14 protein-coding genes are annotated in these 16,119 nt (G+C 65.2%); 9 read left to right on the top strand and 5 right to left on the bottom strand.

The window, feature by feature from the left end; all coding sequences use genetic code 11:
* Positions 1 to 158: 158 nt before the first annotated feature.
* Together NCR34_RS20785 and NCR34_RS20780 are read left to right on the top strand one after the other, a co-directional pair.
* On the top strand, positions 159 to 1,055 hold the full coding sequence (locus tag NCR34_RS20785) for a fructose bisphosphate aldolase (RefSeq protein ID WP_248324462.1): 897 nt from the start codon (positions 159 to 161) through the stop codon (positions 1,053 to 1,055).
* Positions 1,056 to 1,291: 236 nt separating this feature from the next.
* Positions 1,292 to 1,513 carry a hypothetical protein gene (locus NCR34_RS20780; RefSeq protein ID WP_248324461.1) on the top strand — a complete coding sequence of 74 codons (222 nt, stop codon included), beginning with the start codon at positions 1,292 to 1,294 and terminating at the stop codon, positions 1,511 to 1,513.
* Positions 1,514 to 1,538: 25 nt separating this feature from the next.
* On the opposite strand, the gene NCR34_RS20775 is transcribed toward NCR34_RS20780, so the two are convergent.
* The gene (locus tag NCR34_RS20775; protein ID WP_175946215.1) at positions 1,539 to 2,480 is read right to left on the bottom strand and encodes a LysR family transcriptional regulator; all 942 of its coding nucleotides are present in this window, start codon (positions 2,478 to 2,480) and stop codon (positions 1,539 to 1,541) included.
* 111 nt (positions 2,481 to 2,591) lie between these two features.
* Between NCR34_RS20775 and NCR34_RS20770 the strand changes: the two genes are divergently transcribed.
* The 7 genes from NCR34_RS20770 (at position 2,592) to NCR34_RS20740 (ending at position 9,925) form a co-directional block, all read left to right on the top strand.
* Entirely contained in the window at positions 2,592 to 4,103 is a 1,512-nt protein-coding gene (locus NCR34_RS20770) for a CoA-acylating methylmalonate-semialdehyde dehydrogenase (protein ID WP_248324460.1), read from the top strand.
* A gap of 96 nt (positions 4,104 to 4,199) precedes the next feature.
* On the top strand, positions 4,200 to 5,324 hold the full coding sequence (locus tag NCR34_RS20765) for an NAD(P)H-dependent flavin oxidoreductase (RefSeq protein WP_248324459.1): 1,125 nt from the start codon (positions 4,200 to 4,202) through the stop codon (positions 5,322 to 5,324).
* Positions 5,325 to 5,412: 88 nt separating this feature from the next.
* Complete coding sequence (locus tag NCR34_RS20760) at positions 5,413 to 6,363, top strand: TauD/TfdA dioxygenase family protein (protein ID WP_248324458.1); 951 nt, start codon at positions 5,413 to 5,415, stop codon at positions 6,361 to 6,363.
* Between the two features lie 35 nt (positions 6,364 to 6,398).
* A complete protein-coding gene (locus tag NCR34_RS20755; RefSeq protein ID WP_248324457.1) occupies positions 6,399 to 7,475 on the top strand; it encodes an ABC transporter substrate-binding protein in 1,077 nt (358 codons plus the stop codon).
* A gap of 29 nt (positions 7,476 to 7,504) precedes the next feature.
* The gene (locus NCR34_RS20750) at positions 7,505 to 8,332 is read left to right on the top strand and encodes an ABC transporter permease (protein ID WP_248324456.1); all 828 of its coding nucleotides are present in this window, start codon (positions 7,505 to 7,507) and stop codon (positions 8,330 to 8,332) included.
* A 9-nt stretch (positions 8,333 to 8,341) separates the two neighbouring features.
* Entirely contained in the window at positions 8,342 to 9,145 is an 804-nt protein-coding gene (locus NCR34_RS20745) for an ABC transporter permease (protein ID WP_248324455.1), read from the top strand.
* A gap of 12 nt (positions 9,146 to 9,157) precedes the next feature.
* Entirely contained in the window at positions 9,158 to 9,925 is a 768-nt protein-coding gene (locus NCR34_RS20740) for an ABC transporter ATP-binding protein (protein WP_248324454.1), read from the top strand.
* Positions 9,926 to 9,927: 2 nt separating this feature from the next.
* Here NCR34_RS20740 and NCR34_RS20735 read toward each other — a convergent pair whose 3' ends face one another.
* The 4 genes from NCR34_RS20735 to NCR34_RS20720 all read right to left on the bottom strand — a co-directional run bounded on the left by NCR34_RS20735 (position 9,928) and on the right by NCR34_RS20720 (position 16,118).
* Positions 9,928 to 12,306 (bottom strand): penicillin-binding protein 1A, encoded by a 2,379-nt coding sequence (locus NCR34_RS20735; RefSeq protein ID WP_371747504.1) that lies wholly within the window; start codon positions 12,304 to 12,306, stop codon positions 9,928 to 9,930.
* Positions 12,307 to 12,347: 41 nt separating this feature from the next.
* A complete protein-coding gene (locus NCR34_RS20730) occupies positions 12,348 to 12,689 on the bottom strand; it encodes a zinc ribbon domain-containing protein YjdM (RefSeq protein ID WP_248324453.1) in 342 nt (113 codons plus the stop codon).
* Between the two features lie 85 nt (positions 12,690 to 12,774).
* Positions 12,775 to 14,559 carry an alpha,alpha-trehalase TreF gene (gene treF, locus NCR34_RS20725; protein ID WP_248324452.1) on the bottom strand — a complete coding sequence of 595 codons (1,785 nt, stop codon included), beginning with the start codon at positions 14,557 to 14,559 and terminating at the stop codon, positions 12,775 to 12,777.
* 86 nt (positions 14,560 to 14,645) lie between these two features.
* The gene (locus NCR34_RS20720; protein ID WP_248324451.1) at positions 14,646 to 16,118 is read right to left on the bottom strand and encodes an efflux transporter outer membrane subunit; all 1,473 of its coding nucleotides are present in this window, start codon (positions 16,116 to 16,118) and stop codon (positions 14,646 to 14,648) included.
* Position 16,119: the final 1 nt, after the last annotated feature.

Genomic DNA, 16,119 nt, shown 5'->3' with positions numbered 1-16,119 from the left:
TCGGCGCGAAAACGCCCCGCGAATGGCCGCAACGCCGGGGATTTGGCGGATTTGCACGAGAAAGCCACGCCTCAAAACCATTAAACTTGAAGGAGTTGACCCAAAAGCCCGGACCGTGCTTGCGCGCTCCGGTGTTTGAACTTTGAGGAGGAATGCTCGTGGCTAACGAGAAGATGCTGGCGCAGATGGCGGAAAAGCAGGGTTTCATCGCCGCTCTGGATCAAAGCGGTGGTTCGACGCCCGGCGCGCTGCGTCAATACGGAATTCCGGACGACGCCTACAACGGCGACGCCGAAATGTTCAAGCTGATGCACGACATGCGCGTGCGCATCATGACCGCGCCCGCCTTCACGGGCGACAAGGTGATCGGCGCGATTCTGTTCGAACGCACGATGGACGGTGAAGCCGAAGGCAAGCCGGTGCCCACGTTCCTGTGGGAAGACCGCGGCGTCGTGCCGTTCCTGAAGGTCGACAAGGGTCTCGAAGCCGAGGCCGACGGCGTTCAGGTGATGAAGCCGATCCCCGGCCTCGACGCGTTGCTCCAGCGCGCCGCGAAGCTTGGCGTGTTCGGCACGAAGATGCGCTCGGTCATCCATCAGGCGAACGAGAAGGGCATCGCGGCGGTCGCGCAGCAGCAGTTCGAAGTGGGCGCGCAGATCATCGCGCAGGGTCTCGTGCCGATTCTCGAACCGGAAGTGTCGATCAAGAGCCCGGACAAGAAGGGCGCGGAAAAGATTCTGCGCGACGAACTGCTCAAAGGCCTGGACGCACTGCCGGAATCGAGCAACGTGATGATCAAGCTCACCATTCCGGACGAAGCGGACTTTTATCGGCCGCTGATCGAGCATCCGCGCGTCGTGCGCGTGGTCGCGCTGTCGGGCGGCTATTCGCGCACCGACGCATGCAAGCGCCTCGCGGAGAACCACGGCATGATCGCGAGCTTCTCGCGCGCGCTGATCAACGAGCTTCAAAAGTCGATGAGCGACAGCGAGTTCAACGCGACGCTCGCCAAGTCTATCGACGAAATCTACGAGGCGTCGGTCGAGAAGGTCTAAGCATCGACTGACTGCTTTCACGGAAAACGCGCCCCTTCGTGGGCGCGTTTTTCATGGCAGGCGCCGTGCGCAATCCATCCGATTATTAACTGGGGTTTGCCGTCGTTGTGGCGCGTATGCTCGGTCCCTATACTTCAACATATGGGACACGAGCAGCGAGACGCAACGCGTTTCGTCAGCTTGCGGTCGTCATTCGTCACGGCACCGCGTGCCGAACCATAGCCGACGCCCTCACTATGAACGATCTCGCCTGGGGCCTGTTCTTTTTGGTCTCCTCATTATCGGCGGTTGCGCTGCTTTCCTGCACGATCGCGACCTATCTCGACCTCTGGCAACTCCCTGACGACCGGCTCGACGAAGAGCGCGCCCGCTTTCGCGTTCTGCGCTCGACATGGTTCTTCTACGCGAGCGCGTGCGCGTGCCTCACCTCCGTGGGATGCCTGCTCTATGTGACGTGATCCACCGAAGGACGCAGCGACCGCGTCAAAGCGGAAAGCCGCCCGCGAAAGCCTCGCGCAGATAGCCAATGAATAGCGCGACGGCGCGCGGCACATGCGTCGCATAGGGCCGCACCACGTAAAGCTGATCTGCGAACGCGCCCACGGGCCGCCAGTCCGGCAGCAGCACGACGAGCTTGCCGGCCTGCACCGCCGCTTGCGCCGTGAAGTCGGGCAATAGCGCGATGCCGAGATCGTCGAGCGCCGCATCGCGCAGCAATTCGCTGTTGTTCGCGGAGAACGCGCCGTTGATCGCGAGCGTGAACGGTCCCGCCGTCGTCTTACGCGCGCCCTTGCGCACGAACGACCAGATGCTCGCGGCTTGCGTGCGCGGATAGTACAGGCAGTCGTGCACGGCGAGATCGGCGGGCGTGGCGGGCGTCCCGCGCCGCCGCAAATAGGCGCGCGTCGCGACGATCACCGAATGCGTATCGCACAGCTTCCACGCCACATGCGTTTCCGGCGCCTGCGCGCTATGACGAATGGCGAGATCGAAGCCTTCGGTCGCAATCGACGTCAGCCGGTCCGACGCCTCCAGTTGCACGCGCACTTCCGGATGCGCGTGTAGAAAGCCCGCGAGCTTCGGCACGATTTGCTGCCGCGCGAAAGCCACCGGCGCCGTCATACGAATCAGGCCGCGCGCCACGCCCGCCATCTCGCGCACGCTCGAAAAGCTCGTCGCGATCTGCGCGTACTGCGCGCGCGTGTCGTCGACGAGCCGGCGGCCCGCTTCCGTGAAGCGCACGCTGCGCGTCGTGCGCGTGACGAGCGGCACGCCGGCCGCGCGCTCCAGTTCCGCGATGCGCTGGCTCATCGCCGCCTTGCTCACGCCGAGCCGCGCCGCCGCCGCCGTATAGCTGCCTTGTTCGGCGAGCACCGTCAGCCAGTGCAGATGCGTCCAGAGCGCTTCGATCTTTTGCTCGTCCATGCGCGGATTGTTTGCCATAGTGAACAACGAGTTCAATCATAGCGCCTTTGCACGGCTCGATTCGCTTCCTACACTTGTCGTATTGCCGAAACGTTCGAGACAGGAGACGAAATGCAAGCCTTCAACGATACCGCCGATGTCGTCCACTACATTCACGGCGAGCGAGTGAGCGGATCGGGCGCGCGCTCGCAGCCCATCTTCAACCCCGCGACCGGCGAGCGTCCGCGCAAGCTCGTGCTGGGCGAAGCGGCGGACGTCGAAGCGGCGGTGCAAAGCGCGAAGGCGGCCTTTCCCGCATGGCGCGACACGCCGCCCATCCGCCGCGCGCGCATCATGCAGCGCTTTCTCGAACTGATGAATCAGCACCGCGACGAACTCGCCGCGATCATCACGGCCGAGCACGGCAAAGTGTTTTCCGACGCCCAGGGCGAAGTGACGCGCGGCATCGAGGTGATCGAATTCGCGTGCGGCATTCCGCAACTGCTGAAAGGCGACTTCACGGAACAAGTCTCCACGGGCATGGACAACTGGACGCTGCGCCAGCCGCTCGGCATCGTCGCGGGCATCACGCCGTTCAATTTCCCGTGCATGGTGCCGTGCTGGATGTTCCCGGTCGCGATTGCAACGGGCAACGCATTCATTCTGAAGCCGAGCGAGCGCGATCCGTCCGCGTCGCTCTTCATGGCGAATCTGCTGAAGAAAGCCGGCTTGCCCGACGGTATCTTCAACGTCGTTCAGGGCGACAAGGTCGTCGTGGATGCGCTGCTCGAACATCCGGACGTTCGCGCGATCAGCTTCGTCGGCTCGACGCCTATCGCGAACTACATCTACGAAACGGGCGCGAAGCATGGCAAGCGCGTGCAGGCGCTCGGCGGCGCGAAGAATCACATGGTCGTGATGCCGGATGCGGATATCGACCAGGCCGTCGATGCGCTGATCGGCGCGGCGTACGGCTCGGCGGGCGAACGCTGCATGGCGATCTCGGTCGCCGTGCTGGTCGGCGATGTCGCCGACAAGATCGTGCCGCGCCTCGCCGAACGCGCCCGCCAGCTCGTCGTGAAGAACGGCATGGAGCCGGACGCCGAAATGGGCCCGATCGTCACCCGCGCCGCGCTCGAACGCATCGAGGGCTATATCGCGATGGGCGTGGACGAGGGCGCGCAACTCGTCGTCGACGGGCGCGGCCTGAAAGTGCCGGGTCACGAAGACGGCTTTTTCACGGGCGGCACGCTGTTCGACCACGTGAAGCCGGAGATGCGCATCTACAAGGAAGAGATCTTCGGGCCGGTGCTCGCGTGCGTGCGCGCGAAGGACTTCAGCGAAGCAGTGGATCTCGTCAACGCGCACGAGTTCGGCAACGGCGTCGCATGCTACACGCGCGATGGACATATCGCTCGCGAATTCGGCCGACGCATAGAAGTGGGCATGGTCGGCATCAACGTGCCGATTCCGGTGCCGATGGCATGGCACGGTTTCGGCGGCTGGAAGCGTTCGCTCTTCGGCGACACGCATGCCTACGGCGAAGAAGGCGTGCGCTTCTATACGAAGCAGAAGTCGATCATGCAGCGTTGGCCCGAAAGCACCGAGAAGGGCGCGGAATTCGTGATGCCGACCGCGAAGTAATATATGAGTGCATGAACTTGACGCCCGCTGACTTCTCGGAGTTCAGCGGGCGTTGTACTTTGTGCGTGCCGGTTGACCGCGTGAGAGGACATTCGAATGACTCAGCAGACGAGACACAACACCTTGATGCCCTTGCTCGGTATCACGAAGCCGATCATTCAGGCGCCGATGGCAGGCGTCAGCACGCCCGCGCTCGCGGCGGCGGTATCGAATGCGGGCGGGCTCGGCTCGCTCGGCGTCGGCGCGATGAACGCGGAAGGCGCGCGCAACGTGATCCGCGAAACGCGCGCGCTGACAGACAAGCCGTTCAACATCAACGTGTTCTGCCATCGTCCGGCGCAGGCGAACGAGGCCGTCGAGAAGGCATGGATCGACTGGCTCGCGCCGCTTTTCGCGCAGTACGACGCCAAACCGCCGCAAAAGCTCGCTGAAATCTATACGAGCTTCGTCGTCGACGATGCCATGCTGAAGGTGTTCGTCGAAGAGAAGCCTGCCATCGTGAGCTTTCACTTCGGACTGCCATCTAAAGACGCGATAGACGCGTTGCGCAAGGCCGGCATTACGCTGATGGCCGCCGCCACCAACCTGCGGGAAGCGGACCAGCTAGCCGCCGCGGGCATGGATGCGATCATCGCGCAGGGCGTCGAAGCGGGCGGGCATCGCGGCGTCTTCGACACCGAAGCCGACGACGACCGTATCGGGACGTTCGCGCTCACGCGCCTGATCGCACGCAAGTTCGACGTGCCCGTGATCGCGGCGGGCGGCATCATGGATGGCGCGGGCATCGCGGCGGCGCTCGCGCTCGGCGCGCAGGCGGCGCAAATGGGCACGGCCTTCGTGCCTTGCACAGAGACGTCGATCGACGCGGGTTTTCGCCGTGCCATCCTGAGCGATGCCGCGACTCGCACGACGTTCACGGCGGCGATCTCGGGACGCGTCGCGCGTGGCCTCGTCAACAAGTTCACGGAGTTGGGCCGCAGCGCGGGCGCGCCTTCGCATCCGGATTATCCGATCACCTACGACGCCGGCAAGGCCTTACACGCGGCGGCGAAGGCGAAGGGCGAGTTCGGCTACGGCGCGCAGTGGGCGGGGCAAGCGGCGGCGCTCGCGCGCGAGATGCCGGCTGCGGAACTGATGGCGCAATTGAGTGCCGAACTGGAGGCGAGCATCGGCGAGCTTCAGCAATACGCACATGCTTTGCGCATGAGATCGACGCTGTAAAGCTAAGTCGAAACGCTTCGTTGGTCAGGCGGTGGCGAGATGCTTCAATGTTTTCTCCCAACCGACACCAAGATCAACGGAGCCCACGATGTCCGATACCGTTTCGCTCGCCAACGAATCTTCCAGCGATACCGCACGCCAGCCCGCCACGTCACACGAGCCGCTTCAGGTCCGCCCGATAGGCGGGCGCATCGGTGCCGAAGTGCGGGGCGTGACGCTCTCGGCGGATCTCGACGATGCCGCCATCGGCGTCATCAACGCGGCGCTGCTTCGTCATAAGGTGCTGTTCTTCCGCGGCCAGTCGCATCTCGACGACGCCGCGCAGGAAGCCTTCGCCGCCCGCTTCGGCGAGACGGTCGCACATCCGACGGTGCCTTCGCTTGCAAGCGGCAGCCGCCTGCTCGAACTCGACTCGAAGCACGGCGCGCGCGCAAACTCGTGGCATACCGATGTCACCTTCGTCGACGCGTACCCCAAGATTTCGATTCTTCGCGGCGTGGTGATTCCGCCTGCGGGCGGCGACACGGTCTGGGCCAACACGGCCGCAGCATACGAGCACTTGCCGCAAGCGTTGCGCGAACTCGCCGACAGCTTGTGGGCGCTGCATACAAACGCCTACGACTACGCCGCCGCGCGCAATACGCCGGACACCGAAGCGGACCGCGAGTACCGCCAGCAGTTCACCTCCACGCTGTACGAGACCGAGCATCCGGTGGTGCGTGTGCATCCGGAGACGGGCGAGCGCACGCTCGTCCTCGGCCACTTCGTGCAGCGTTTCATCGGCTTGTCGCAGCGGGATTCCGACCGGCTGCTCGCGATCTTTCACGATCACATCACGCGTCTGGAGAACACCGTGCGCTGGCGCTGGACGCAGGGCGACGTCGCGATCTGGGACAACCGCGCGACGCAGCACTACGCGGTGAACGATTACGGCGACGCGCATCGCGTGGTGCGGCGCGCGACCGTGCATGGCGATGTGCCCGTGGGCATCGACGGACGCACGAGCCGCATCGTCAAGCGCGAGACGCGCACGCACTGATCTTTGCCGACGCCCTTCACTCTAGCGATCAAGCGATGAAATCGAGCAGACTCTCTGTCCTCATCACACGCAGTGTGGCCGCGTGGTTCGGCGCGGCACTGTTATGCGCCGCGCATGCAGCGCAGCCCGACGTGGTGCGCATCGGCGTCGCGCAACAAGGCATGGGCGATCCCCCGACGTTCGGCGGATCGCCTGCCGCGACCGCGCAATTGCAGCATCGCGTGGAAGATGCGTTGAAGCCCGAGCACATCAATGTGCAATGGCTCTTCTTCAAAGGCGCGGGACCTGCCGTGAACGAGGCGCTCGCGAACAAGCAAGTCGACTTCGCGTATCAGGGCGATCTGCCCTCGGTGCTCGGACGCGCCAACGGACTCAAGACGCATTTGCTACTCGCGTCGAACGTGCGCACCGGCGTGTATCTCGCGGTGCCGCCGGACTCCGACATCAAGGGCGTGAAGGACCTGAAGGGCAAGCGCGTCGGAATATTTCGGGGTACGAATCTACAGCTCGTGACGGACAACGTGCTCAAGGAGAACGGACTGAGCGAGCGCGACTTGCGCGTCATCAACCTCGATACGGCGGCGGCGCAGGCGGCGCTCGCGTCGAAGGGCGTGGATGCGGTGTTCCTCGACTATTCGCTGTTCAAGTTGCAGCGTCAGGGGCTGGCGAAGATCGTCTACGCGTCGCGCAATGACGGCTTGCAGCTGACGCGCCAGGCGCATCTGCTCGTGCTGGAAGACTTCGAGCACGCGCATCCCGATACGGTGCAGAAAGTGGTGACGGCGGTGGTGCAGGCGGCGCAATGGTCGTCGGATGAAGCGAACCGCAACGCGCTCTTCGCGCTGTGGGCGAAAAGCGGCGTGCCGGTCGAATCATGGCAGGCCGAGTATGCGAACCAGCCGATGAAGGAACGCATGTCGCCGCTCATCGATCCGTTTCTGGTCGCGCGCTATCAGGCCGTCGCCGACGACGCGCTGCGCCTCAACCTGATCCGTCAGCCCGTCAGCGTCAACGGCTGGTTCGAGCCGAAGTATCTCGACGAAGCCATCAAGTCGCTGAAGCTCGATGGCTACTGGCCGCGCTTCGATGCGTCCGGCAAGCCGCAGGCGTGACGCGCTCAACCTTCACGGAGAACAGGCTCATGGCGAACACACTGTCCCGCGCGTTGCCCACGGCCGAGCGCGCCCGCTCTCGCGTGTTCGGCGCGCAGACGCTGCGCGCGGCCGGATGGACGGCGCTTCCCTGGCTCTTGCCCGTTGTGTGCGCGGTGTTGTGGGTGCTCGGCGCGCGCTTCGGATGGATTTCCGCGCAGGTCTTGCCGGCGCCCGCGCTCGTCTTCGAAACGCTCGGCGCGCTCGCGAGAAGCGGCGAGCTATGGACGCATCTGGCCGCGAGCCTCTCGCGCGTGGCGGTCGGCTTTATCGGCGGCGTGGCGCTCGGCGTCGCGCTGGGTGCGGCGCTCGGTCTGTCGCGCTCGCTCGAAGCGTATGTCCTGCCGAGCTTCAATGCGATCGTGCAGGTGCCCGTGCTCGGATGGCTTCCGTTTCTGATGATCGTCGTCGGCATCGGCGAGCCGTTGAAGTATCTGCTGATCGGCCATGCCGCGCTCGTGCCGGTCACGCTGAGCACGCTCCAGGGCTTTCGCAATACGCCGCCCGCGCTGCGCGAAGTGGCGTCCGTGTATCGCTACTCGCGCTGGCAGACCATTCTTCACGTCACGCTGCCCGCCGCCATTCCGATGATCGGCACCGGCGTGCGCCTCGCGTTCACGAAGGCGTGGCTGACGCTCGTCGTCGTGGAACTCGTCGCGTCGTCGGAAGGGCTCGGGTATCTGATCGTCTACGGCCGCCAGCTTTTCCAGCTCGATCTCGTTCTGGCGTCGGTGCTGATCGTGGGCGCGATCGGGTTCATCGCGGACCGCTCGCTCGGCGCGGTGGAACGCAGGCTGAATCGCGCGAACGCGGGTTAAGGAGCCGACATGTCCACACTCGAACTCGAAGCCGGAACGCCCGATAAGCAGCGTACAGCCGGTCCGCAGCGCTGGCGCGGCGTCGTGCTGCCGCTCGCGGCGCTCGCGCTGTGGTGGCTCGTCTCTCGTCATGCGCAGCCCGGCCACGGCGTGATGGTCTCGCCCGCGCAAGTGCTTCATGTCGCGCTGGAACAGGCGAAAAGCGGCGGGCTCGCGCGTGCGTTGTCGGCATCGCTCGCGCGGGAATTGACGGGCTTTCTGATCGGCACCACGCTCGGCCTCGCCTTGGGCGCGCTGCTCGGCATCTCGCGGCTCGCGCATCGCGCCATTGCGCCGAGCTTCGACACGTTCAAGCAGGTGTCGCTGTTCGCGTGGATTCCGCTCATCTCCGTGTGGTTCGGACTCGGCGATGTCGCGAAGGTCGTCTTCCTCTCGCTCGCCGCGCTGGTGCCGGTCGTCGTGCATACGAGCGACGGCATTCGCGCCGTGCCGCCGCAATGGACCGAGGTCGCGCGCACGTTCGGCTACGGCAAGCTGCAAATGCTCGCGCATGTGGTCTTGCCCGCGGCATTGCCGTCCGTCTTCACCGGTATCTACCTCGCGCTCATCTATTCGTGGCTCGCCACGCTCGGCGCGGAGTATTTGCTGGTGGCGGGCAGCGGCATCGGCAATACGCTCGTGGACGGCAGCGAGCAGTTCCGGATGGACCTCGTTCTGTTCGGCGTGGTCGTCGTCGGCATAACGGGTTGGGCGCTCAATGCGCTCGCCCGCGCGATCCAGCGGCGATGGTTCGATGCATCGCGCTATGTTTGAGGAGAAGAACGAATGGAAGCGATAGCAGCGAAGGACGGCAGCCTCGCCTTGCGGCACGTGAGCAAGCGTTTCGCGGGCGACGACAGCGCGCCCGTGCTGGAACGCATCGATCTGAACGTGCAGAGCGGCGAGTTCGTGAGCATCGTAGGCGCGAGCGGATGCGGGAAGTCGACGCTCTTGCGGCTCGTCGCGGGCCTGGATGACGCTTTCGAAGGCGAAATCGACTTCGACGGCGCGCGCGTGGTGTCGACGGATCTATCGCGCGGCATCGTGTTTCAGGATCACCGCCTGTTTCCATGGCTCGATGTGGAACAGAACGTGGCGGTGGCGCTGCGCAACGCGCGCTTGTCGAAGCGCGACAAGGCGAAGGCAGTGGCCGAGCATATCGCGCTCGTCGGCCTGCGCGGGTATGAGCGGCACTATCCGCATCAGCTGTCGGGCGGCATGGCGCAGCGCGTGGCGATTGCGCGCGGTCTCGTCAATCGGCCGCGCCTGTTGCTGCTCGATGAACCGTTCGGCGCGCTCGATGCGCTCACGCGTGCCCGCATGCAGGACGAACTTCAACGCATCTGGGCCGCCGAGCGGATCACGATGGTGCTGGTCACGCACGATGTCGAGGAAGCGGTGCTGCTCGCGGATCGCGTGGTGGTGATGCAGGCGCGGCCGGGACGCATCGCCGACATCGTCGATGTCGACGTGCCGCGTCCGCGCGCGCGCACCGATGCGCGACTCGCGCGTCTCAAAGACGATATCGTCGCCGGGTTCTTTTCGGAAGCCTGAGCTTACGGCTCCGTGGCCGATGCCGCCGCGGGCGCCTCGCTCGCGGTCACGGCAGGCGAAGCGGTCGAAGCAGGAAGCAGCGGTGGTACTGCAGGGAGGATAGGCGGCTGAGGCGGCTCTTCCGTCACTTCTGCCGCCGGTTGCGCAGGCGCACGCTTGACGCGCACTGGCTTGTGCACCGCCGTCTGCGCGGGTTTCTTCGCGAACGTCTCGTCGATCCATCCGCGCAGCCGCGTGACGAAAGTCTGCCACGCGCTCGGCGGCGCCTGCGTGTCGAAGCGCGCGCGCGAGTCGATCAGGCGCGAGCGCAACGCGCGCTGCACGAAGTCGCCGACCATCGGCAACGCGCTATGCGCGCCTTGTCCCCAGTAGTCGCTGCGCAGCGTCACGCGGCTGTCGTTGAAGCCGACCCACGCGCCCGCCACCAGTTGCGGATGCATCAGGATGAACCAGCCGTCCGCGTTGTCCTGCGTCGTGCCCGTCTTGCCCGCGACATCGCCGCGAATCCCGAAGCGCGTGCGAATGGCCGTGGCCGTGCCGCGATTCACGACATCGCGCATCACGTCGACGAGCTTGTGCGTCGCGTCGATCGACAGCGCCCGCTCCGGCGTGCTCTCGAATTGCGCGAGCACGTCGCCCTTGCGGTTCTCGATGCGCGTGACGAGTAGCGGCTCCATGTAATTGCCGTTGTCGGCGATGGTGCCGTACGCCGAGACCATCTCTTTCAGCGTCACCGGACTCGTGCCGAGCGCAAGCGACGGCACCACATCGAGATGACTCTCGCGCACGCCCATGTCCCGCGCGAGACGTGCGACGCGCGCCGGGCCGACCGACTGCATCAGTTGCGCGGTGATGCGGTTCTTCGAGAACGCGATGCCGTCGCGCAGGCTGACCGGACGTCCGCTCGGCGGCGCTTCGTCGGTGGGATGCCAGGTCTCGTTGCCCTTCACCGGAATGGTCACGTCCCGATCGATGAACGTATCCGTCGGCAGCGCGCCGCGCTCGAACGCCGCGCCATAGACGAAGGGCTTGAACGTCGAGCCCGGCTGACGCCGCGCCTGTTGCACGTGGTCGAACGGGTCCTGCGTGAAGTCGCGGCTGCCGACCCACGCCTTGATCTGCCCGTTGCGCGGGTCGAGCGCGAGGAACGCGGCCTGCACGCGCGTCTTGTTCTCGCAGACGTTGCGCATGAACGCGCGATCCGCCATGAGATGCTTGAGGGCGTCCGCGTCGGTCGCGCCGGCATCGCGGGCGGCGCGGTATTCGCTCGTCTCGCGCACGAACGCGCGCGCCAGATCGGCGTCCGCGTTCGCGCAGCCGCCGTGTCCGTTCCAAGCGGCATTGGCGATCGACTGCAACTGATTGCCCTGCCACGTGAGCGCCTGCGTGGCCATCGACTGAAGGCGCGAGTCGATCGTCGTGCGCACGACGAGCCCGTCCGAATAGACATTGAAGTCGTTGTCGTCGGCCCACGCGATCAGCCACTTGCGCAACTGCTGCGCGAAATGCGGCGCGCGTCCCGGCTCTTCGGTCTGCCGCTCGAAGTCGATGCGCAGCGGCCGCTTCGCGAGCGCGTCGAGTTTCGCGGGAGGAAGATGCCCGAAGCGGACCATCTGCCCGAGCACGATGTTGCGGCGGTCGAGCGCGCGCTCGGGATTGATCACGGGGTTGTAGTAGCTGTTGCCCTTCAGCATGCCGATGAGCGTCGCGCTTTCGAGCACGTCGAGCTGGCCCGCCGACTTGCCGAAGTACGTGCGCGCGGCCATTTCGATGCCGTAGGCGTTGTACAGAAACGGCACCGTGTTCAGATACGTTTCGAGAATCTCGTCCTTCGAATAAACGGCTTCGATCTTGAACGCGGTAATCGCTTCCTTGAGCTTGCGCGTGAGTGTCTGCGAGCGGCCGATTTCATCGGGATACAGATTGCGCGCGAGTTGTTGAGTGAGCGTCGAGCCGCCCTGGCGATCGCCCGAGAACGTGTGCAGCGCCGCCGACGCCGTGCGCCGCCAGTCGATGCCGTGATGCGAGTAGAACCGCCGGTCTTCGGTCGAGATGAGCGCGTCGATGACGTACGGCGAGACCTGCTTCACGCTGACCCATTCGCGATGCGTCGGCTTGAATTCGGCGAGTAGCTTGCCATCGGCGGAAAGAATCTGCGCGGGCTGATCGACCTTGGCCTTGCGGATATCGCTGATGCCGGGCGTGAACGGAATCAGCGCGAGCACATACAGGACGAAGAGCGCCGGCAGCAGCAGAAGCGTGCGCGGCCGGCCGTGCGGACGCAGCCGGGCCGCGAGACGGGCGAGCATCGCGCGGGCGATGACTTTGAATTCGGACGCAATCAAGACGAAACGGCGGGGGGCAGCGTGGAAAACACGCATCGTAACGCATCTTTACAATGCGCTTGCCACCGTTCGACCGCTCAAGCCTTGCGCACGAACTCCGATTTAAGGCTCATCGCGCCGAAGCCGTCGATCTCGCAGTCGATATCGTGGTCGCTATCCACGAGGCGAATGTTCTTGACCTTCGTGCCCATCTTGATGACGCCGCCCGAGCCTTTCAGCTTCAGGTCCTTGATGACGGTGACGGTGTCGCCGTCGTTGAGCACGTTGCCCGCCGAATCGCGATAGACCTTCGCGGATGCTTCGGCAGCGGTGTCCGCCTTTGCGCTCCATTCGTGCGCGCACTCCCGGCAGACGTACGCGCCGCCGTCTTCATACGTGAATTCGGAATGGCAGTGCGGGCAAGGGGGAATTGCGTTCATCGGTTGTCCTTCAGGCCGTGCGTGGCGAAAAAGCGCGTGAGTATAGCGCCGCGCACGGTCCCGATTTCCGACGATCCTACGCCGCTCATTCGCCGCTCGGCGTCGGTGCCAGCCGATGCGTATTCTTCGACGCCTTCGCCGCCGAAGCCGCCGCGTCCGCGACGCCGGCCGCGCCGGAAGGGACATCGACCGGACGCGTGGTCGCGCCCGCCGCCGACGGATACATGACCATCAACGTGCGCAGCACGCCGTTGGTCCAGCCGAAGCCGTCCTGCAACGGATACTCGCCGCCGCCCGCTGCGGTCGATCCGGCTTTCGCGTCGACATCGTATTTCTCGACGAGCTTGCCGGTATGCTGGTAATACGCGACGTTCGTCTGAATCCAGCGCTCCGCGATTTGGCGCGCGAGCGCGGACTCGCCATAGCGACGCAGGCCCATGATCGCGAGATATTGCAGCGGCGCCCAGCCGTTGGGCTCGTCCCATTGCTGGCCGGAGCGCACCGTCGTGGTCGCGAGGCCGCCCGCGCGCAGGAGCTTCCCGCGAATCGTCGATGCCACCGCGCTCGCCTGCGCTTTCGTCGCGATGCCCGCGTACAGCGGATACACCGTCGCGGCGCTCAGGCGATGCGTGAGCGCATGCGCGACGAAATCGTAATCGCCGAACGCGTGCAGTTGCGGGTCCCAGAGATGGCTGCGGATTGCCTGCGCCCGCGCGTGCGCGCGTTGTTCGAAGTCTTCGGCTTGCGCGGCATCGCCTTTCACGCGATACGCCCGCGCCAGCGTGCGTTCGAGATCGTAGAGCAGCGCGTTCAGATCGACCGGCGCGAGCGACGTGACTTCGATCGTCGCGAGCGACTTGCCGTCCGAGAACCAGCGCGAACTGAAGTCCCAGCCGGTTTCGCCGCCCGCGCGCAGATTGCGCCAGAGGTCTTCGGCATTGCGTTGCGGCATCTGTTTCGCCGTCTCCACGTCTTCGCGATACGACTCGTCGCGCGGCGTGGCACGGTCGTCCCAATAGCGGTTCAGGAGCGTGCCGTCCGAAAGACGCACGACATGCCGATACGCCTCGCCGGGCGCGACCTTGTTCTCGCCGTCCATCCAGTACGCGTATTCGCGCGCGAGTTCCGGCAGATAGCGCAGATACGCGCTGTCGCCGTCGGTTTCCGTCGCGAGCTGAACCATCTGCGCGAAGAAGGGTGGCTGCGAGCGGCTCAGATAGTAGCTGCGGTTGCCGTTCGGAATATGCCCGTATCGGTCGATGAGCGTCGCGAAGTTATCCAGTTCGTTTTTCATCAACTCGCGCTGCCCGCTTTGCCGCAGTCCGAGCATGATGAAGTAGGAATCCCAGTAGTAGATCTCATCGAAACGGTCGCCCGGCACGACATACGCATACGGCAGCGGCAACAGCGATGACCACGGGCTCGCGTTCGCATCCGGATTGCGGCGCAGGACGGTCCAGAGCGTGTCGATATGCTGCGTCACGCTTTCGTTCGGGTCGGACGCATAGCCCTTGGTTGCCCGTTGGGGCAGCGTGAAGTGCGAGCCGACGAAGCGCGCGAGATCGAACGGCTGCGTCCGGTTCGCATAGTCGATCATGACTTGCTGCGGCGACACGTTCGGCGTCATGTCGGCGAACGTCTTGCTATCGGGATAGACGTGCGCGAGTTGCACCTCGCGATATAGCTCGCCGTAGAGCTCGGACGGCGGCAGCGGCGACGAGGCGGGCGCGCTCGCCGCCACGGCTGCGGACGCGGCTTGTATTTCGCTTTGTGCTTGCGTGGCGGTTGAGAACGCCGCGGCGCTCGCCGCGATCAGCAATGCGCGTGTAAGAGTGGTGAAGCGTGTGGCAGGGTGTTTCGCTTGATGCATTCGATTCTCCGCGTGATGCCGGAAGCACAGGTTCAAGACTGAACGCTGTCGCAAGATGCATTCCGCAGAGCAATCGAATGTTCTCGTCAGGAAGTCGAGTCCGACGCTTGCTGCCAGCCGAGGCCGAGACTCTTTTGCAGCGACACGAAATCTCTCAGCAACTCGGCGCGCGCCGCGACCACGTCCTGTTGCGCGGCGAACTCGGTGCGCTGAGCGTCGAGCAAGTCGATGAGCGTCGATACGCCCGCCGTGTACCGTTGACGCACGAGCGTAGCCGACCGCTCCGACGACGCCTGCACTTCCTGAAGCCGCACGACATGCTCGCGCTGATTGCCATAGCGTGAAAGCGCCGAATTCGCGTCCTTCAGCGCGGCGAGCACCGTTTTGCCGTAACGCGCTTCCGCTTCGTCACGCGATGCCTTCGCTGCATCGACGCTCGCCGCCGTGCGGCCGAAATCGAGCACGTTCCATTGCAGATACGGCACGCCCAGCCACGAGAAGTTCTCCTTGCGAATCAGATGCCCCGGCTCCGACGCCGAGAAACCGATATCGCCGAGCAGCGAGACCTTCGGAAAATAATCCGCGATATGCTCGCCGATCTGCGCGTTGCTCGATGCGAGACGCCGCTCCGCCGCGCGAATATCCGGGCGCTGCTGCAACATCGTCGCGGGATCGCCGATCGGAACCGACGCGGGCAGCGTCGGCAGCGGCGCGGGCTGCGCGAGTTCGACGTCGAGCGCGCCGGGCGCGCGGCCCGTCAGCACCGCGAGTTGATCCAGCGAATCGGTGATCTGCACTTGCAGCGGCACGAGCGTCGCGCGCGTCGTGTTGACCTGCGTGTTGAGGCGCTCGACATCCACTTCGGCCGCCGTGCCGCGTGCGCGGCGCTGCTCGGTCAACGTGAGCATCTGCTGCTGATAGTCGGCGGTGCGCTGCGCAAGCGCGAGCCGCTCTTGCTCGTCGCGCAAGTCGATATAGGCGGACGCGACTTCGGCGGCCAGCGACACTTGCGTATCGGCGAGATCGGCCTGCACGGCTTCCGCTTCGCCCGATGCCGCTTCTATGGCGCGGCGCGTGCCGCCGAAGAGGTCGATCTCCCACGATGCATCGAAGCCGACGGTGTAGAAGTCCAGCGGGCCACGGCCGCCCGAGCCTTCCGATCCGCCGAGAATGGCCGTGTCAGGCGAGCGCATGCGCAACGCCGCCGCGGACGCCGAAGCCTTCGGCAATGCGTTCGCGCGTTCCCCGCGCAATTGCGAGCGCGCCTGGCGCAGACGCGCCTGCGCCATCTTCACGTCGAGATTGCCGGCGAGCGCGGCGTCGATCAGCGCGTCGAGTTGCGGGTCGTTCAGCGAGCGCCACCATGCGGCCGGCGCGTGCGTGGCGAGCACGCCCTGCGACGGCGCGCGCACGAACGCGCCGCTTTGCACCGATTGCGCGGCGACATCCGGCGCGCCGTGATAGTCGGGTCCGACGGTGCAGGCCGCGAGCGCGAGCGCCGCGAGCGGCAGCAGACGAGTGAAGCGAAAGTGATAACGGGACATCGTGTGGAGATTCATT

Origin of the sequence: Caballeronia sp. GAWG1-5s-s, assembly GCF_023631445.1 — a bacterium.
Taxonomy (GTDB): Bacteria; Pseudomonadota; Gammaproteobacteria; order Burkholderiales; family Burkholderiaceae; genus Caballeronia.
This window is presented reverse-complemented; position numbering and strand designations above follow the sequence as displayed.